This is a genomic window from Youxingia wuxianensis, from assembly GCF_014385085.1.
In the GTDB taxonomy this organism is placed as follows: Bacteria; Bacillota; Clostridia; order Oscillospirales; family Ruminococcaceae; genus Youxingia; species Youxingia wuxianensis.
Genome location: NZ_JACRTD010000003.1, coordinates 268,474 through 286,441, shown reverse-complemented (window position 1 = coordinate 286,441; position 17,968 = coordinate 268,474). Strand labels below are relative to the sequence as shown.

The following is a 17,968-nucleotide window of genomic DNA, read 5'->3' as shown; positions in this document are numbered from 1 at the left end:
CCTTCCAAAATCCGAGAATAAGGCCCAATTACCCTTTTCACGTAAAATATCACGCTGCTCCGATGAACCGCAGAGCCAGAACGTTAATAGCTACAGGCCGGTATTCTGACTTATACATCATCGCTTTGATCCGCCTTCCCAGAAAGAAATGTTCCAGTGGCATATTGGGATCATTACTCCGTAATTACAGCAGCGTCCCTGCGTGGGATTTTCACCCAACTTTCCTTAAATGCCTATATCTAAAATATACATTTTATTACTCTAAATTTTAATCCAACAGGTAACAAAAGTCAAGGTGTTCACGGTTTTTGTAGCAGTTCCTTTGATTTTCCATAGGATGAGGATAGATAACTTGAAAGGAGCTTTACACCATGCTTATTTCCCTTCCTTATCAACGGCAAAAAGCCGTGGACTATGCCGCCAAATGGTATGACAAACGAAATCCTCGTTACCTTAACTTTGATGGAATCGGCGGTGACTGTACCAACTTTATTTCCCAGTGCCTTTATGCCGGCGCCGGTGTTCAGAATTTTACTCCTGTTACCGGCTGGTATTATAATTCTTCCAGCGATCGTACTGCTTCCTGGACCGGAGTGGAATATCTGTACAATTTTCTTATTAAAAATAAATCCGTCGGCCCTTATGCTTTAGAGACGGATATTTCCTCCCTGCACCCTGGAGATATTATTCAGCTGGGGAACTCCAATAAATTTTATCACTCTCTTTTGGTCACTGAAATTGGAGATATTCCTGATTTAAACAATATTTTAGTTTCAACCCACACCTTTGACGCCCACCGCCGGCCCCTTGCCAGTTATTCTATCCAAAAAATCCGCTGCCTCCATATTGAGGGAGTTCGAAAATATCAGTAAATCTTTACTTTTTCATTGCCGTATCGTATAATCAAATCCATATGATTAAATGAGAGCAAGGACGGCTAGTAATGATCAAAGACTTAACGGAAGGTTCTCCTTCCAAGGTAATCCTCGCGTTTGCGGCTCCGATGATTGTGGGCAACCTATTTCAGCAGCTTTATAATATCGCCGACGCGATTATTGTCGGACGCTTTCTGGGCAAGGACGCTTTGGCGGCGGTAGGGTCTTCCCTTTCGTTTATCACCTTTATCACTTCAGTGATCTTAGGGCTTTGCATTGGTACCTCAGTGGTATTTGCTCAGTTTTTCGGAGCTAAAAGAATAAAAGAATTAAAAAACAGCATGTCTACCTCTTTTATCTTTATTGGCGCTGTCACCTTATGTTTAAGCGTTTTATGTATCCTTCTTTTAGATGCTATTATCCGACTGATGAATGTGCCGTCTGCGCTCATAGCCGATACCAAAATATATTTGGGAATTATCTTCTGTGGGATGATATTTACCTTCCTTTATAATTGGGCTTGTGGACTCTTAAGGTCCCTTGGGAACTCAAAAACTCCGCTGTATTTTCTTATTCTCGCAACCATTTTAAATATTGTACTGGATTTATTTTTTATCATCGTGCTGAAAATGGGGGTGGCGGGTGCAGCGATAGCAACGATCTCCGCTCAATTTGTCAGCGCTGTGCTGTGTATGGGATATTGTTTTAGAAAGTTAAAATTTTTAAATTTTAAGCTATCAGAGATTACTTTTGATAAAGAGATTTTTTTAATGACCGCTAATTATTCTCTGCTTACCTCTATGCAGCAGTCAATTATGAATTTCGGAATCTTGATGATACAGGGCCTGGTTAATTCTTTTGGAGCCGGAGTAATGACCGCATTTGTAGCGGCGGCAAAGATCGATTCTTTTTCTTATATGCCCGTACAGGACTTTGGCAATGCTGTATCTACTTATATCGCACAAAATATGGGCGCCGGTAAAAAGGATCGTATTTCTAAAGGCCTGAAATGCGCTGTTTTATGGATTACACTGTTTTGCCTAGTTATTTCCTTCATAGTAATTGCTTTTTCCCGTCCGCTGCTTTATATTTTTATCAATCCCTCTGAGACAGAAATTATCGCCGTAGGCGTACAGTACTTATATATTGTAGCTTTCTTTTATTGCCTGATCGGCTACTTATTCCTGCTTTACGGCCTTTACAGAGGTATTGGCAATGTAAAAATGTCCATTGCTCTTACTGTTATTTCCCTAGGCACCCGAGTTGGGCTTGCCTACCTGCTGTCTCCCATTCCAGCAATCGGGCTGGTTGGTATCTGGTGGGCCATCCCCATCGGCTGGCTGTTGGCGGATCTTACGGGACTGATCTATTATCGGATAAAATACAAGCCATCCCCTGCCTAAATTTGAGGGGATGGTTTCTTTTTTGTTTTGCAGTCAGCAAAATTCCACCGGTAAGTGCAGTCAATGGCACCGCCGATACTAATCCAACACTTCTCACAACCACAGGGAGAGGACAAAGTATTTGCTCTCTGCTTTTTAGTGACGTAATTTTTCTTCTAAAATAGGGTTTTAACGCCTACATGTCAAGGTGTACAAAATTTTCATGGGATTTTATGAGAGATAGGTGAAAAAATTTTCTCGAAAAATGTAGAAAAATTATGAATTAAATATTATAATATTATTAATTCGGTCATCATAGCAACCTTAAAAAAATAAACAGGGGGTATTTAAAATGGAAAGTTTCTTTAAACTCAAAGAAAACGGAACCAATGTAGGTACTGAAGTTACTGCAGGTCTTACCACATTTTTTGCTATGGCATATATTATTGTGGTTAACCCGAGTATTCTCAGTCAGGCAGGTATGGAATGGGGCGCCGTTTTCCTCGCAACAATTATCGCTTCGGTAATCGGTACCTTAGTTATGGGCCTAGTGGCCAATGTGCCATATGCGCAGGCACCTGGTATGGGGCTAAACGCATTCTTCGTTTATACGGTTTGCTTCACTCTTGGGTTTACCTGGCAGCAAGCGCTGTCCATGGTATTTTTGTGCGGTGTAATCAATATTATTATCACCGTTACAAAAATCCGTAAAATCATTATTAAATCTATCCCTCTCAGTTTGCAGCACGCTATCGGCGGCGGTATTGGCGGATTTATTGCCTATATCGGATTGCTCAATGTGGGAATTATCAATTTTGGCGCAGGTGTTCCGGCGCTGTCCACTTTAAATCAGCCTGTTTTCTGGCTTTTCTTAATCGGCCTTGTATTAATCATTGTCTTGCAGGCGATGAACATCAAAGGCGCTATTCTGATTGGAATTATCGTTACCACTCTAATCGGTATCCCTATGGGGGTTACTGTGACTGCCGAAACTATCAGCTTTTCTGAAGCTTGTGCGGTTCTGCCTACCACTTTTGGCGCTATCTTTACCAGCGAAGGATTGGGGTCCTTGTTTGCTGACCCAGCAAAAATTCCTCTGGTTTTAATTACGATCTTTTCTTTCAGCCTTTCTGATACATTTGATACCATTGGTACTTTCATCGGTACTGGCCGCCGCAGCGGGATCTTCAGTGAAGAAGATGAAAAATCGATGGAAACCAGCACCGGTTTTAAATCCAAAATGGACAAAGCTTTGTTTGCGGACGCTACCGCTACTTCTATTGGCGCTATCTTTGGTACCTCCAATACTACTACTTATGTGGAAAGTGCGGCTGGTATCGGTGCAGGCGGACGTACCGGCCTTACCAGTGTTATCGTGGCTCTGTGCTTTGCTTTGAGTTCCTTCTTGGCGACTTTCGTCAGCGCAATTCCCTATGCCGCTACCGCCCCTGCATTGGTGGTTGTAGGTGTTATGATGCTTTCCTCCTTTGCGGAAATCAACTGGAGCGATTTCACCGAGGCTGTCCCTGCTTTCTTTGCAGGAATTTTCATGGCTTTGTGCTACAGCATTTCTTACGGTATCGCTTTTGGGTTTATTTTCTATTGCATCACCAAATGCTGCAAAAAACAAGCAAAAGACGTTCATCCGCTTCTTTGGGTGTGCACTGTTTTATTTGTTCTGAACTTTATACTTTTGGCTTGTCTGTAAAATAATTGAAAACAATAAAATAAAAAGGGTTCCAGCGATACCGCTGGAACCCTTTTTATATCACTTCTTCTTTAAGGAATAAATTTATTGTCTGAAAATTTTTAATAAGACAAATTTTCTATTTATAGCTTACCTGGTAAGTTAAGCTATAGTCTGCTCCCCTACCAGAATGTTTTATTCATAATTTGTTTTCTTGACTTAGAGTTGACTCCAGGGTGTATCTTAAAAGAAAGTTCTTTCTTATAATATAAAAAATAAGATTACAAAAAATTTTATTGATTTGTTTTTTGTATTATCCGGCTGTAGCTTTTATGAATGTAAAACGAAAGGAATAAAATGCCAATGAAACAGTTTATCCCACTCATTCTCACTTTCCTGCTGTTCACCGCCTGTACAAACACAGATTCCACCGCCTCATCAAGTACTTCCCAAGCAATAAGCACCTCCAGCATAAACACAAATATCAGCGAATCGCAGCACACCCCTGTAATGGTAGAGCCGGAATCTGAGAGCGATAATAACTGGCAGTTCGACGCGCCAGAAAATCACGACATGGATTCGTCGGTCTTCACAGCGCTCCATGCCGCCCTGAGCGATAGTGGAATTCACGCGGTAGTGACGGTAAAAGATGGGGTTATAATCGATGAATATTATGAAGATGGCTATAACGAAAAGAGTATTTTTGGGGTATACTCCGCCTCTAAATCATTTACCAGCGCTCTCATCGGAATCGCTATCGACGAGGGATATATCGGCAGTGTAGATGACCCCGTTTCCCAATATCTGCCTCAGATACTGGAGCAAACAGATGAACGAAAACATACTCTCACCTTACGTCATCTGTTGACCCATACTTCTGGATTGGAGTGGTATGAGTGGGACGGCGGCTATAGCAATTGGAGTGAGTTTCGTTCAGCACAAAATTGGGTAGAGTATATCCTAGGACGAGATATGGTATATGAACCGGGAAGCGTTTTTAATTACAGCACCGGCAATACCCATCTTTTGTCGGCAGTACTGCAGGCAGCCACCGGTATATCCCAGGAAGAGTATTGCCGTATTCACCTTTTGATCCAATGGGAATAAGCGAAGACGCTCACTGGCGAGCTGACCCGCAAGGTATTGTTGACGGTGGAAACGGCTTGTTTATTTCTGCCCGGGACGCGGCAAAATTCGGACAGCTTTTTCTAAACGGCGGCATCTGGAACGAACAGCAGTTAGTTCCCGCCAGCTGGGTGACAGAGTCTACCTCCGCCAAAAACAGGGGCGCAGGAGACGGCACTGGCTCCTACGGCTACCAATGGTGGATGAGATCCTTTGCTCCAGGAAGCAACAATACCTATGCTACACCCTATGCTCCTGCCAATTATGATGTCTATTACGCATTTGGACATGCAGGACAGTTCATCCTTGTAGTGCCCGAATTGGACCTAGTGACCGTCTTTACTAGTGATTGCAGCAGTTCCTATGCGCCCAGGCCGTACTTTACCGATTACATTCTGAACGCTTATATGAGATAAATAAGAGCATAAAATAAAAGAATACAAGACTATATTCTCTCTTTGGAGGTGACGATAAGCTTAAAGGAGTGCCATTCTGGCAACTTTCTGCCGCACCTGTATGCGGCAGAAAGTCGGCGTCATTTTCGCCAATATCGCTACCGACCTCCTTGATCTGCTGTATCGGAACTTTCCTCTGATTTGTCCGATTTACTATTTTCCTTAACCAACGACTGGTAAACAAATTTTAAAATATGAGCAAATTTAAGAAGAAAGATAGGATTTCCCGTGATCGCCTTTGCTTCGCACATATATCTGTACTCCATAAAAGCATTGTTCTGCTCATTTAGACAGAGAAAAAACTCTTTGTCTCTATTTTCAATCGCAATATTTTCAGCAATATAAGCCTGTTCATTTTGAGGTAGCTTTTCAAAGAGATCTTTTAGTCCGTGAGTTTTCTCAAAGTCTATACCAAACCCATATAATAATGCTTTTAAAAATAGCTCACAAGAAAAGGCCGCATTAGAGAGTGTCACAGGCATCCAGTTCATATTAACTAGGGTGTGAAGGGCGACATCATAATAAATAGCCGCCAATTTGTAAAAATTCTCGCTCATTTCTTGCCGCTGTGTAACCTTATTAAATTTTTGTGTTTTGGATAAATCAAAGGGGGCAAACGCTTTATTTTCGTCCATTATGTACTCAACTCCTCGAAAATCAATAGTCAATTATGAAAAGCAGCTTAATATTCGTAAGATATTTTAATATGGAGGTGATTATGTGACTCAGGGTATTCACTCTTTAAGCCGTGACCAAATTTATAGTTTTCTTAAAATGTACCAAGAGATTAAATCAATGCCAAAGGCACAACAGAAAAAGGCGATCGCCTTATTTGTAGATAAAGTGCATGTTTATGATGAAAAGGTTGTTGTCGATGTACTTACTGTTTTTGAACAAAAAAATAGTGCCGACAACAGTGACGGCACCACTTTTGACCGTTTAGGCGAGCGGTCGAATTTCATTGGTGGAGATGGCGGGAATCGAACCCGCGTCCGAAAACCGATTCATATGAGTCTCTCCGAGTGCAGTTTATCTTTTAACATTCCCTCCCCTGATCGCCGACAAACAGGCTATCTGGTTCAGTAGCTCCTAATACAATTTATCTTACGAAGCCGCTGGGATAAATCGTTCACCACTAATCGACGCCTTTACCTTTGCCGTGGTACTCAAAGGCAAGACGGCTGCTTAATTAAGCAGCAAATGCTAAATTATCTTCAGCGTTTATTTTTAAAAGTGTCACGTTTTATAGAGGGCGTGCGCCTCTACTCGCTACTCATACTTCAGAGTCCCCGTCGAAACCTTTACATCCCCATATAGTAACCGAAAAACTTCCGGTTATGTTTTAATTCGTTCTTTCAACGCCCGGTCAATATCCCGTTTAGCGTCCCGTTTGGCCATATCTTGCCGTTTATCATGAAGCTGTTTTCCTTTACAAAGCCCCAATTGAACCTTTACCCGAGAATTTTTGAAATACAGGGAAAGCGGAATGAGAGTGTATCCTTGTTGAGAAAGTTGTCCCGCCAATTTATTAATCTCCCTGCGGTGCATCAACAACTTTCGCTCACGATAAGGGTCACGGTTAAAAATATTTCCCTGCTCATAAGGAGAAATATGCATTTGCTTGATGAAAAGCTCTCCTTTAATTAAATCGCACCAGCTATCCTTTAGATTGACCGCTCCGGCACGCAGAGATTTTACTTCCGTACCGAATAGTTCAATTCCTGCTTCATAAGCCTCAATTACAAAATATTCGTGCCTGGCTTTTTTATTTACAGCGATTGTCTTTGTGGATGCCTTTTCCATCAAACCACCTCCCCTGCTGTCCAAATTATACTATATTATTTAGTTGTTGAATACCCATAGACGGTTGATTAAAAAATTTACTACCAACGTAATCGCGGTTGCTGCCAGTTTTGCCAAAAATTTCCCCCATAAAAAGAAATCGATAAATATTTTTAAAAGAAGTAAACTTAGCGCCAGTACAATTAAATTGGTAATTACAAATTTTACAAGCTGCAAACTGAAAAAGCGATGGTTGGATTTAAACGTCCAACTGCGATTTACCAAATAGCTGTTGAGCATTCCTGCTAAAAATCCACAGCACTGGGAGAAAAATACATTCGCTTCCAACACTAAAGCTAACAGGCTGTAAACTCCAATATCGATTAAAGTATTCGCTACGCCTGTAATACCAAATTTCATTATCCGCTTAACTTCATCTTCGCTTAAATTTCCAAGCCTAAACATTCAGTCACCTACAAATTATATTTCACTTCTGCCTTCCAGCGCACGATATAAAGTAACCTCATCTGCATATTCCAAATTTCCGCCAACTGGAATACCATATGCTAAACGGGTAACTTTAATTCCCATAGGCCGAAGAAGCTTTGCGATATACATGGCGGTCGCTTCCCCTTCTACTGTAGGATTAGTCGCCATAATCACTTCTTTTACATGATCATCCGTAAGCCTGGAGAGAAGCTCTTTTATCGTCAGTTGTTGAGGACCTACCCCATCCATGGGAGAAATAAGCCCATGAAGGACATGATATTGCCCATGATATTCACGGGTGCGCTCAAACGCGATTACATCCTGAGACGTCTCTACCACACAAATTGTTTCCTTGTCCCGCGTGTCATCACTGCACACCGGGCAAAATTCTTTGTCAGTTAAGTTTTGACAGGTTTTACAACGTTTAATCTTTTCATGGGCGTCTATAATAGCGTCCGCAAACTGCTGCGCTTTTTCTTTGGGAAGCGAAAGCACATAAAACGCAAGCCGCTGGGCAGTTTTACGTCCAATCCCCGGCAAACGCTCAAACTGTTCAATTAATTTTGTCAAAGGTAATACATTGTACGCCATAATAATATTATACCAAACCTGGAATATTTAAGGCTCCGCTGATTTTTTCCATCTGCTCATTGGTTGTGTCTTCCACCTTACGGATGGCCTCGTTCACTGCGGCAATAATCATATCCTGAAGCATTTCAATATCCTCAGGATCTACAATCTCCGGTTTTAAATTCAGGCTTTTAATCTCTTTTTTTCCACTAATGACAACTTCTACCATCCCGCCGCCGGAAGTAGTCTGAAAATCCATTTCTTCAATTTCCGCCTGTTTTTGTTTCATTTGATCCTGAATTTTCTGTGCCTGGCGAACCATGCTCTGTAAATTTCCCGGGCCTCCGCCCATCCCCTGTGGCAGTCTTGCTTTCATATAAAAACCTCCTAATTTTCGTAGTTGTTTTTTTATTTTATGTCCACTGGAACATTTAATTCACTTGCTTTTTTTAATACTCCTTCTAAAGGATCTGACTTTTCATTTTTTTGCGCTTCGGACACCCGGTATTTATCCGGATTGTATGGTCCCAGGTTGTATTTCTGGCCCGTAATCTTCATAATGGCGTTACGCAGGCTTTCTTTGGCGGCCAAACTGGTACGAAGAAGGTTTTTAAACATATCGTTGGCGCAATCAATCAGCACCAGCTCTCCGCAGATAAATGCTCGGCTTTCAATCATCGCCCCATATAACGCTCCATTGATCTTTTGCAGTTCCTGCAAAACCTCCGCCCATTTTTCAAAAGGAATCGCTTCGTCCGCGGCTGACAGAGAAGAGGACGGCGCCTGAGGCGGCTTTTCCGCCTTCGGCGAACCAGCGGCGCTGGACGCAGGCACAGCCTGCTGAACAGCCGCCCGCGCAGGCTGCTGTTCCGATGCAAAAGACATCTCCAGACGGTCCAATCGCTGGGCAAATTCTTCCATCGTAAAAGAGGCCGGCATATCGCAAAGACGGATTACAGCCATCTCAAATTCCGTACGTTTAAAAGCGGTACGGGAGATTTTTCCCATAGTATCTTGTAAAATTTCCAATCCAGACATGATGGTATTTAGCGAAACCTGTGCTGACTGCTCCCGCAGCTTCTGCAAATCTTCCGGCAACATCTGAATAAGATCTTCCGGATCTTTTACTGTTTTCACAATCATCAAATTGCGGTAATGAATAACCATCTGTTCACAAAGCCGGGTAAAATCCATAGAATTTTCGCTCAGCTGATCTACCACCCGCAAAGCGCCGGCAGGATCTTTTTGAATTATGGCGTGAACCAGCTCAAACAATGGCCCCTGTCCAGTAAGTCCGGCCGTTTCCACTACCGTCTGTTCTGTGATCTGCTGTGCATAGGAAATACACAAATCAAGCAGAGATAAAGCGTCCCGCATTCCTCCGTCCGACAGACGGGCAATAAGCATCGCCGCCGCTTTCTCAAGGTGAATGTTTTCCTGTTCCGCTACATATAACAAGCGCTCAGCAATCACCTGAGACTTGATCCTTTTAAAATCAAACCGCTGACAGCGGGATAAAATAGTGGGCAATACTTTATGAATTTCTGTAGTCGCCAAAATGAAAATAACATGTTCCGGCGGCTCTTCCAATATTTTAAGAAGCGCATTTACCGCTCCTGCACTGAGCATATGGCATTCGTCCAGTATATAAACCCGATATTTCGCCACTGAAGGCAAAAAATACGCTTCTTCCCGAAGCTGACGGATATTATCGACGCCATTATTGCTGGCGGCGTCAATTTCCACCACATCCAAAATCGAACCGTCGTCAATTCCCTTGCAGTTGAGACATTCATTACATGGATTTCCATCCTGCGGGTGTAAACAGTTGACCGCTTTTGCCACAATTTTAGAACAAGTAGTTTTTCCCGTACCCCGAGAACCGGTAAAAAGATAAGCATGAGAAAATTTTCCGGCAGATACTTCATTTTTCAAGGTGAGAGTAATATGGTCCTGACCGACAACATCCTCAAACGTTTTTGGCCGCCACTTACGATACAACGCCTGGTACATAAAGTTCTCCCTTCCTTTCTCAAAATAAAAGGTGTGTGTACGGACACACAGGCACACAGATTACCTGCGGCGCACAAAACAAACCGCTTAATGCTGCTCGGTTCCCCGCCTGACATGGTTCACGGCGCTCTGTCGCACAGGACCCGCATACCTGCATGTCCCCACACACACCGGCAATGCTTCCCACGTTGACACGCTGTTTTTACAGCGAACCTTATTATAGCATACCGATCATAAAATTTCAACCGTTTATAAACAGCTGCTTTCACTTGATGTAAAAGCAGCTGTTTCTATTATTTATCTATGTTTCCCCATAAAGAATAAAGCGACGGTTCCCGGTCCAGAATGTGCGCCGATTGTAGGGCCTACATAATTGATCATACAGTCGTGAAACCCAAACCGTTTCTTTACTTCCTCCGCTACAAATTTGGCGTCATCCAAACAGTCTCCATGGCTGATGAAAAATTTATCGCAGTTTTTCCGATCAATCAGTTTTTCCATATTATCCACCAAAGCCAACAAAGAAGCTTTTCTTCCCCTTACCTTGGAGAGCGGGATTAAATGTCCCTCGTCATCTACATGGAGTACCGGCTTAATTCCAAGCATAGAACCAAACACCGCCGCCGTAGCGGAAACTCTGCCGCCGCGATGCAGGTGAAATAGATCAGCCACCGTAAAATAATGGCACAAATGCGGCATATCTTCCTGGACCCTTTGGGCATTGTCTTCCAAGGACATGCCTTTTTCTTTTCTTGTAACCGCTTTGTCTACCAAAAGCCCTTCTCCCAAGGAAGCGCAAAGGGAATCAATAACCACAATTTTCCGGTCCGGATATTTTCCCTGCAGCTCTTCCCCAACAATGCGAACGCTGTTATAGCTTCCGCTCAGCCCGGAAGAAAACATAATACAAAGAATATCCTTTCCCTCTTCCAAAATCGGAATTAATTTGTTATTGGTCTCTTCCATATTTATTTGCGCAGTAATCGGCATCTTTCCGCCCCGCATATAGTCATAAAATTCATGCCGGGAAAGGGATGGGTCGTTACAGCGGTACGTTTTATCATCTAAAGTATAGGTAAGCTCCATTTCAACAATATTATGCTGTTTACAATATTCGGGAAGCAAATCTGCGTTGGAATCTGTGACAATAATATAGTCGCTCATTTTATGTCTCCCTCCATATTACTTCCACTTTATTATATAACATCAAGAAAAAATTTACAATCTTTTCTTCCTTAATCCTTCTCATAAAGATAAATTGATTCGGCAATCTGTTTAAAAATAGGAGCCGCTGTTTCACTACCGCTGTCCCCGCCTTCTACCAAGACCACAATAGCATACTTGGGATCCTGCGCCGGGAAATATCCTGCGAACCAGGCATGAACAATTTCTTCCTCTCCTTCATAAATTCCCGTCTGTGCCGAAGCGGTTTTTCCCGCGGCAGTACAATAGTCCGGCTTCGCGTTTACGCCGCTGCCTTCTTCTACATTTCCTATCATAAATTCCTGCAAAGCCTGGGCGGTTTTTTTTGAGAAGACCTGGACAGGGCTGTAGATGGTCGTGTGCTCATATATTTCCTTCCCATCGTCGGTAAATCCTTCCACCAACCGGGGCGTAATCGCATACCCGCCGTTGGCGATCGTACACGCCATCTGAGCTACCTGAATAGGGGTGGCTGTCAGCTTTCCCTGACCAAAAGAAAGGTTCGCCACCGCTGTATCAGAAGCAAGTTCTTTTTCATCCGGAAGGGTGCCGCTTTGGGTTTTGATATCTTCTGAAAGCTGCGCCGCCTTACTAAAGCCAATATCTCTGGCCATAGAAATAATATTTTTTCCACCGGCAGAAAGCCCTAGCTGGATAAAAAACGGATTGCAGGAAACCTCGACGGCTTTTTTCATATCAATTTCTCCATGTCCGTTTCGGTAATGGCAGTAAAAGATATGGCCGTCAATATCAATATACCCTTTGCAGGTATAGGGATTATACCGTCCGGCGCCATTTTCCAGTGCTGCGGCTGCGGTAACCAGCTTAAAGGTAGAACCTACATTATATTGTGAAAATGCCCTGTTGACAAAAGGACTGTCCGGATTTTTCAAACTTTCCGCCAAATTATTTGGATCGTATTGAGGCATGCTCACCACTGCTTTTAAGTTTCCAGTAGTAATGTCCATTACTACTGCGGCGCCCTTCTCCACATTTTTCATGGCCCGTTGAGCCGCCCTCTGAATAGTGCTATCCAGAGTCAGTACAACGCCTCCTTGACTTTCGAAGTTGTCCTGGATGATTTCTGGAGCCTCAGTTGTCATTGCCTGTCCGTAAGCGTCTACCATATACCGCAGTTTTAAGCTTCCATTATACTGCTGGAGCAATTCATCATAAGCCAGTTCTATTCCCGCCGCCCCGCTTGATCCTTCTGGATTGAGATAACCGATGATATGTGGAGCTAATTGATTCGGGGCGTACCTTTCCCATACGTCGAACATTTCCACCCCTTTGGAATAGACAGAGGTTTTTTCCAGATTTACCGTATAAGGTTTGACTTCATCTTCCCGGATGACAATTTCTTCTCCTTCTTCAATTGCCTGGGTAAGCGCCATCATAGCTTCCGGCGAAGGCATGACAGCGGCCACCGTCTTTTTGGTGGTATTTACCATAGAATTTAAATTGCAATCATAAATCAGTCCTCTGGATTTGGCCACATCCAGAATATAAGCGCTTTGGGTATCCGCCGCCTGCGCCAGCATATCCCCCATGGCCAGGCTGTAAAACCTGCCGATCATCCCGGTAAACATAAGTATAATAATAGAATAAATAATAACTGCTCTTTTTTGCATATTTATCACCCATCTTATCTTTGACCGAAAAAGAAGGGGAAATGCAAAAAGCGCGGAGAAACTTCTCCGCGCTTTTTCTATCCTAAATAATATGTGTAAACATTCTGACCCGTAAATACCGCCGCCCAGCGTGCATCGTTTGAAACAGCAAACTGGTTTGAATTTTCCGGAGAAAAATCGTAAGGCGGCAGGTCCAGCTGATAAAGCATCTGACCGCTGACCCCATCATATAAGGTTAAAGCCGTCCGGCTTTCCTCCGGCAAAAAAGACGCCACAAATTTCCCATTTTCGCTGACCGTACAGTAGCAGGTTTCCCTATCGCTGTTCAGCGGGATTTCTTTTTCACTGTCCGTTCCCGCATCCAAAAGCAGGACAACATTGTCTTCCGGAGGGGCCGCCGCTCCTTCTTGAGAAAAAAAGACTTTTCCTCCGGGCAGCGAATGAGGGAGCAAAGTGCGGTGCGTTTGTTTTACCAGGCTCTTCCCTGTAAGAAGATCATAATAGCCAAAACTATCCGTCCCCGGCAAAGGGTTGCTGGTGGAGGAGAAGGAAATTAGGTTTTGGGAAAAGTCAGTGATCCAAATTCCTCCGCCCAAACCGTCTGTGTCATTATCAAAAAGAACCGTTTCTTTCCCGGTCTTTAGATGACAAGATTTTATTAATTGTTTGTTTTCTACATAGACAACGGTCTGCCTGTCTTGACAAAGGTATCCGTTGATCGGAATATCCTCTATGGTTTCCACGATCTTTAAAGATTCGTCAAACAGAACCGCCCGATAGCCGTCTGCTTTTTTCAAGAGAAGATAATACTCCTGTCTGCTTAAAGGTAAAAAACAATCTCCTGTTTCTCCCTCGTTTGACCCGAAAGACAGCTCTCCTATCACTTTTTGAGTTTTTGGATCATACTTTGTGATCACAGGACCGCTTTCTCCATTCTGCTGAATCAAGAGGGTTGCATCAGTACAGAACATAAGTTTTTGAGGATAATTTTCCTCTTTTATCACGGGAACCTGGATTTCTTTTCCGATTTCCCCTAAAAGGCTGGTTTCTCCCTGACTTTCCAATTGGCTGTTTACCTGTGAAAGCGTCTCCAGATAATCGTCCGGGGCGAGCGTACATCCACACAGCATCCCAAAAGCCATCAGAAACAACAAAATCCGCTTCATATTATTCCACCTGACCTAATGTTCCCAGGCTTGCGGCCTTTAGGTACGCATTGATAAATCCATCAATATCTCCGTCCATAACTGCCGTAATATTTCCCATTTCATAGCCGGTACGATGATCCTTCGCCATGGTATAGGGCATAAATACATAAGAACGGATCTGGGACCCCCAGCCGATTTCTTTCTGATCCCCTTTAATATCGTTGATATTGTCCAAATGAGCCCGCTCTTTAATTTCAATGAGCTTGGCCGTGAGCATCTTCATACACATTTCCCGGTTCTGATGCTGACTGCGTTCGTTTTGGCAGGAAACCACAATCCCGGTAGGGATGTGGGTCAGCCGCACCGCTGAAGAGGTTTTGTTTACATGCTGTCCGCCTGCGCCGGAAGCCCGGAACACATCCATTTTAATATCGCTTTCGTTGATCTCGACCGTATTGTCATCCGGCAGTTCCGGAATCACTTCCACCGAAGCGAAGGAAGTATGACGGCGGCCGGAAGAATCAAAGGGAGAAATGCGCACCAGCCGGTGGACGCCGGCTTCTGATTTTAAAAAGCCAAAGGCATTTTCTCCTTCTATGAGGATAGAGGCGCTTTTTAACCCCGCCTCATCCCCGTCCAGATAGTCCAAAATCTTATACCTGAAGTCATGGCGCTCCGTCCAGCGGGTATACATCCGGTAAAGCATCTGAGCCCAGTCCTGCGCTTCAGTGCCGCCGGCACCTGCATGGAAGGTTAGAATGGCGTTGCTGCTGTCATACTCTCCGGTAAGAAGGGTAGTCAGTTTTTGGGAGTCCAGCTCGTTTTCAAACTTTTCACAGTCGGCAAGAGCCTCTGGATAAGCGCTTTCGTCCTCTTCCTCATCTGCTAGTTCAATTAAAGTTACCGTATCGTCATAGAGGGTTTTTAATTGGTCATAAGCGTCTAATTTCGCTTTGATTTTTCCGGATTCCTGCTGGTTTTTCTGGGAAGCCTCCAAGTTATTCCAGAAATTGGGGTCCGACGCTTTTTCCTGCAATACGGCGAGCTGCTTTTCCAGTTCTTTATACCCAATCGCCTGGGCCAGATCTTTTAATTCTTCTTCTCTGGCGGTGAGTCGCTGTTTTAACTCCTCGTACTGTAACATACCCTTAACACCATTCCTTATTCTATCTGACTTTTTCTTAGATAAAAACACTGCTCAGCAGTCCTTATTATAGTAGTTTTGCGCTAAATTGTAAAGGTTAATAAAAGTTAATAATTATACTCTTGCTTTTTTATCAAAATATCTGTATCATTATTTTTTAAAGTGATGAATTTATGTCATTGAAAATTCAGGAGTTGATATTTTTGGCAAATTACGTTGGGATTCACTGCCCTGTGTGTCAAAAGCGGTTCATTGAAGAGGATGATATTGTAGTATGCCCGATCTGCGGCGCTCCTTATCATCGGGAATGTTACCAAAAAGCCGGGCATTGTACCATGGAAAACCTGCACGCTTGCGGAAAAGCCTGGGAACCTCCCGCACAAAAGACAAAAGAAGAGCAAGAGGCCCAAAAAGAGGCCTGGCGGGAACAAAAAGGGATCCCCTGCCCTATGTGCGGAGCCAATAATCCGCCGGAAGGAATTTTTTGTCAAATCTGCGGCTCCCGTTTAAGGGGCTCATCTGAGCAAACCAGTGCTCCTCGGCATTCCTCTTTCTCCGGCCAGGACGGCCCCGCTGGAACTGCCGATGGTTTTCCCTTTGGCGGCGCGGTGCCTAGAGCTTATAGTATGGCTTTCGGAGGGCTTTCCCCTGAGGAAGAGATCGACGGAATCTCCGCCAGGGACATCGCTCTTTATGTGGGAGAAAATTCTTATTATTACCTTCCCCGGTTTAAGGCGATCAGCAATCATACCGGTATTACCTGGAACTGGTCTGCTATGTTTTTAAACTTTATTTATTTCTTTTATCGCAAGATGTATGATATTGGTATACTTTTGCTCATACTATTGATAGCCGCACAAATTCCTTCTTTGTTTATCGCTCCGGAATACGCAAAATTTCTTTTAGAGAATATTCAGGACATCAGTATTGGGATCATGCCGGTATTTAATCCCCAGACAAACCTCTGGGCCTATCGAATTGCACCCTTCATCCAGTATGGGATGATTTTAATCTCCTTCCTGCTGGGAATGAACGGCAACCGGCTGTATATGAAACACGTTTTTAGCCGTATCCGTAAAATTAAAATGGAATTTGATTCTGCCGCTGTTTTTGACGACCGCGCTTACACCGAAGCGCTGGCTAAAAAAGGCCGGGTGAGCAGAAAAGCAGTGATCTTTGTTTTAATCGGCTGTTTTCTTGCTTATTTTGGCTCTTATATCGCCATCGTTCTTTCTGTTTATTCTACCATGGCTTAACTATTAATTTTGCTTCAGGAGGTATCCTCATGCGAGTTCGTAAGGCTGTTATTCCCGCCGCTGGGCTTGGTACCCGCGTCCTTCCTGCATCCAAGGCCGTTCCCAAGGAAATGCTCCCCATTGTGGACAAACCTGCAATTCAATATATTGTGGAAGAGGCGGTGGCTTCCGGGATCGAGGATATCCTGATCATTACCAACCGAGGAAAATCTTTGATTGAGGACCACTTTGATCATGCCCCGGAATTGGAGGCAAAGCTTCTCTCTTCCGGCAAGCAGAAATCGTATGACGAGGTAGTGGGCCTTGCTCATTTGGCCAATATTCAGTACGTCCGCCAGAAAGAAACCAAAGGCTTGGGACATGCTGTGTGGTGCGCTAAATCCTTTGTGGGGAACGAACCCTTCGCCGTGCTGTATGGCGACGACGTAATCATTTCCCCTAACCCTGCCACCAAACAGCTGATGGACGCCTATGAAACCTATGGTAAAAATGTCGTGGGTATTAAAGAAGTGGAGCGGGCGCTGATTCCCAGTTACTGCACTTTGGATGTGCAGCCCAAAGGCGGCCGGGTATATGATGTGTTCGATATGATTGAAAAACCAAAACCGGAAGAGATTATTTCTAACTTTGCCATCTTAGGCAGGTGCGTGCTTACTCCGGACGTATTTGATATTCTGGAAAATACCCCCCCTTCCAAAGGCGGAGAAATCCAGCTTACCGACGCGATGCGCCAAATGACGAAAGAAGGCCGTATGATCGGTGTGGATTACGAAGGCGTCCGATACGATATGGGAAATAAACTGGGCATTTTGAAAGCCACTATCGAAGTGGGGCTTGCTCATCCGGAAATTGGTGAGGATTTGAGAAAGTATCTCCTGCAGATAGCCAAAACTTTGTAAAATAAGCCAAATTGCCTCTTGCAAATTTAGTCATATTATGTTACCATGTTAGGCATACAAGAACGCTGTGAGCGGGAGAGTACCGCAATTTCCTTTCACAAAAGAGAGGCTTGTCACCGGCTGAAAGCAAGCTGTGAAAATGTTGTGGGAAGTTCACCCGTGAGCGGCCCGGCTGAAATGGATAGTAGGCTGGGACGGTTCGCCCCGTTAAACGCGCAAAAGTGCCTGTTTTTTGAAGCAGGAATTTGGGTGGTACCACGGATGTGCATTCATATGCCGTTCGTCCCTTTTATGGGGCGAACGGCTTTT

General features: G+C 43.8%; 17 protein-coding genes, 2 other RNA genes, 1 riboswitch and 1 other annotated feature. Of the genes, 7 read left to right on the top strand and 12 right to left on the bottom strand.

Features of this window, described 5'->3' with window-relative positions:
* Positions 1 to 78: 78 nt before the first annotated feature.
* Positions 79 to 252, bottom strand: a riboswitch (cobalamin riboswitch).
* A 119-nt stretch (positions 253 to 371) separates the two neighbouring features.
* The 5 genes from H8705_RS05670 (at position 372) to H8705_RS05650 (ending at position 5,485) form a co-directional block, all read left to right on the top strand.
* Positions 372 to 872: an amidase domain-containing protein gene (locus tag H8705_RS05670; RefSeq protein WP_262394851.1), complete on the top strand. Its 501-nt coding sequence runs from the start codon at positions 372 to 374 to the stop codon at positions 870 to 872.
* A gap of 71 nt (positions 873 to 943) precedes the next feature.
* Complete coding sequence (locus H8705_RS05665) at positions 944 to 2,278, top strand: MATE family efflux transporter (RefSeq protein WP_262394850.1); 1,335 nt, start codon at positions 944 to 946, stop codon at positions 2,276 to 2,278.
* Positions 2,279 to 2,609: 331 nt separating this feature from the next.
* Positions 2,610 to 3,965, top strand: a complete 1,356-nt coding sequence (locus H8705_RS05660) for an NCS2 family permease (RefSeq protein WP_262394849.1) — start codon at positions 2,610 to 2,612, stop codon at positions 3,963 to 3,965.
* Between the two features lie 342 nt (positions 3,966 to 4,307).
* Positions 4,308 to 5,051, top strand: a complete 744-nt coding sequence (locus tag H8705_RS05655; protein WP_262394848.1) for a serine hydrolase domain-containing protein — start codon at positions 4,308 to 4,310, stop codon at positions 5,049 to 5,051.
* Positions 5,018 to 5,485, top strand: a complete 468-nt coding sequence (locus H8705_RS05650; RefSeq protein WP_262394847.1) for a beta-lactamase family protein — start codon at positions 5,018 to 5,020, stop codon at positions 5,483 to 5,485. Before H8705_RS05655 ends, H8705_RS05650 begins: the two co-directional genes overlap by 34 nt.
* Before the next feature lie 137 nt (positions 5,486 to 5,622).
* On the opposite strand, the gene H8705_RS05645 is transcribed toward H8705_RS05650, so the two are convergent.
* From H8705_RS05645 to prfB, 12 genes are all read right to left on the bottom strand, one after another.
* Positions 5,623 to 6,159, bottom strand: coding sequence for a HEPN domain-containing protein (locus tag H8705_RS05645; protein WP_262394846.1), 537 nt, complete (start codon positions 6,157 to 6,159; stop codon positions 5,623 to 5,625).
* A 327-nt stretch (positions 6,160 to 6,486) separates the two neighbouring features.
* Positions 6,487 to 6,835: a transfer-messenger RNA gene (ssrA, locus tag H8705_RS05640) on the bottom strand.
* 24 nt (positions 6,836 to 6,859) lie between these two features.
* A complete protein-coding gene (gene smpB / locus H8705_RS05635; RefSeq protein WP_262394845.1) occupies positions 6,860 to 7,327 on the bottom strand; it encodes an SsrA-binding protein SmpB in 468 nt (155 codons plus the stop codon).
* A gap of 39 nt (positions 7,328 to 7,366) precedes the next feature.
* Positions 7,367 to 7,771: a GtrA family protein gene (locus tag H8705_RS05630; RefSeq protein ID WP_262394844.1), complete on the bottom strand. Its 405-nt coding sequence runs from the start codon at positions 7,769 to 7,771 to the stop codon at positions 7,367 to 7,369.
* 15 nt (positions 7,772 to 7,786) lie between these two features.
* Complete coding sequence (recR, locus tag H8705_RS05625) at positions 7,787 to 8,386, bottom strand: recombination mediator RecR (protein WP_262394843.1); 600 nt, start codon at positions 8,384 to 8,386, stop codon at positions 7,787 to 7,789.
* Positions 8,387 to 8,393: 7 nt separating this feature from the next.
* The gene (locus H8705_RS05620) at positions 8,394 to 8,741 is read right to left on the bottom strand and encodes a YbaB/EbfC family nucleoid-associated protein (RefSeq protein WP_262394842.1); all 348 of its coding nucleotides are present in this window, start codon (positions 8,739 to 8,741) and stop codon (positions 8,394 to 8,396) included.
* Between the two features lie 32 nt (positions 8,742 to 8,773).
* Complete coding sequence (gene dnaX, locus H8705_RS05615) at positions 8,774 to 10,378, bottom strand: DNA polymerase III subunit gamma/tau (RefSeq protein ID WP_262394841.1); 1,605 nt, start codon at positions 10,376 to 10,378, stop codon at positions 8,774 to 8,776.
* 50 nt (positions 10,379 to 10,428) lie between these two features.
* Positions 10,429 to 10,527: signal recognition particle sRNA small type (gene ffs, locus H8705_RS05610), an RNA gene on the bottom strand.
* 148 nt (positions 10,528 to 10,675) lie between these two features.
* A complete protein-coding gene (locus tag H8705_RS05605) occupies positions 10,676 to 11,542 on the bottom strand; it encodes a DegV family protein (protein ID WP_262394840.1) in 867 nt (288 codons plus the stop codon).
* 71 nt (positions 11,543 to 11,613) lie between these two features.
* Positions 11,614 to 13,212, bottom strand: coding sequence for a peptidoglycan D,D-transpeptidase FtsI family protein (locus H8705_RS05600; RefSeq protein WP_262394839.1), 1,599 nt, complete (start codon positions 13,210 to 13,212; stop codon positions 11,614 to 11,616).
* A 77-nt stretch (positions 13,213 to 13,289) separates the two neighbouring features.
* Entirely contained in the window at positions 13,290 to 14,378 is a 1,089-nt protein-coding gene (locus H8705_RS05595) for a hypothetical protein (protein ID WP_262394838.1), read from the bottom strand.
* A gap of 1 nt (position 14,379) precedes the next feature.
* On the bottom strand, positions 14,380 to 15,504 hold the full coding sequence (gene prfB, locus H8705_RS05590; protein WP_262394837.1) for a peptide chain release factor 2: 1,125 nt from the start codon (positions 15,502 to 15,504) through the stop codon (positions 14,380 to 14,382).
* A 203-nt stretch (positions 15,505 to 15,707) separates the two neighbouring features.
* Here prfB and H8705_RS05585 point away from each other — a divergent pair, with 203 nt between their 5' ends.
* Positions 15,708 to 16,760, top strand: a complete 1,053-nt coding sequence (locus H8705_RS05585; protein WP_262394836.1) for an RING finger protein — start codon at positions 15,708 to 15,710, stop codon at positions 16,758 to 16,760.
* Positions 16,761 to 16,789: 29 nt separating this feature from the next.
* The gene (gene galU, locus H8705_RS05580) at positions 16,790 to 17,659 is read left to right on the top strand and encodes a UTP--glucose-1-phosphate uridylyltransferase GalU (protein WP_262394835.1); all 870 of its coding nucleotides are present in this window, start codon (positions 16,790 to 16,792) and stop codon (positions 17,657 to 17,659) included.
* A 58-nt stretch (positions 17,660 to 17,717) separates the two neighbouring features.
* Positions 17,718 to 17,950 (top strand) — a binding site (T-box leader).
* Positions 17,951 to 17,968: the final 18 nt, after the last annotated feature.

Coding starts and splice junctions, on each gene's coding strand:
- dnaX (WP_262394841.1), bottom strand. CDS start 10,378: ATGTACCAGGCGTTGTATCGTAAGTGGCGGCCAAAAACGTTTGAGGAT.
- H8705_RS05620 (WP_262394842.1), bottom strand. CDS start 8,741: ATGAAAGCAAGACTGCCACAGGGGATGGGCGGAGGCCCGGGAAATTTA.
- H8705_RS05595 (WP_262394838.1), bottom strand. CDS start 14,378: ATGAAGCGGATTTTGTTGTTTCTGATGGCTTTTGGGATGCTGTGTGGA.
- H8705_RS05605 (WP_262394840.1), bottom strand. CDS start 11,542: ATGAGCGACTATATTATTGTCACAGATTCCAACGCAGATTTGCTTCCC.
- H8705_RS05665 (WP_262394850.1), top strand. CDS start 944: ATGATCAAAGACTTAACGGAAGGTTCTCCTTCCAAGGTAATCCTCGCG.
- H8705_RS05660 (WP_262394849.1), top strand. CDS start 2,610: ATGGAAAGTTTCTTTAAACTCAAAGAAAACGGAACCAATGTAGGTACT.
- H8705_RS05670 (WP_262394851.1), top strand. CDS start 372: ATGCTTATTTCCCTTCCTTATCAACGGCAAAAAGCCGTGGACTATGCC.
- galU (WP_262394835.1), top strand. CDS start 16,790: ATGCGAGTTCGTAAGGCTGTTATTCCCGCCGCTGGGCTTGGTACCCGC.
- H8705_RS05630 (WP_262394844.1), bottom strand. CDS start 7,771: ATGTTTAGGCTTGGAAATTTAAGCGAAGATGAAGTTAAGCGGATAATG.
- H8705_RS05600 (WP_262394839.1), bottom strand. CDS start 13,212: ATGCAAAAAAGAGCAGTTATTATTTATTCTATTATTATACTTATGTTT.
- smpB (WP_262394845.1), bottom strand. CDS start 7,327: ATGGAAAAGGCATCCACAAAGACAATCGCTGTAAATAAAAAAGCCAGG.
- prfB (WP_262394837.1), bottom strand. CDS start 15,504: ATGTTACAGTACGAGGAGTTAAAACAGCGACTCACCGCCAGAGAAGAA.
- H8705_RS05655 (WP_262394848.1), top strand. CDS start 4,308: ATGAAACAGTTTATCCCACTCATTCTCACTTTCCTGCTGTTCACCGCC.
- recR (WP_262394843.1), bottom strand. CDS start 8,386: ATGGCGTACAATGTATTACCTTTGACAAAATTAATTGAACAGTTTGAG.
- H8705_RS05645 (WP_262394846.1), bottom strand. CDS start 6,159: ATGGACGAAAATAAAGCGTTTGCCCCCTTTGATTTATCCAAAACACAA.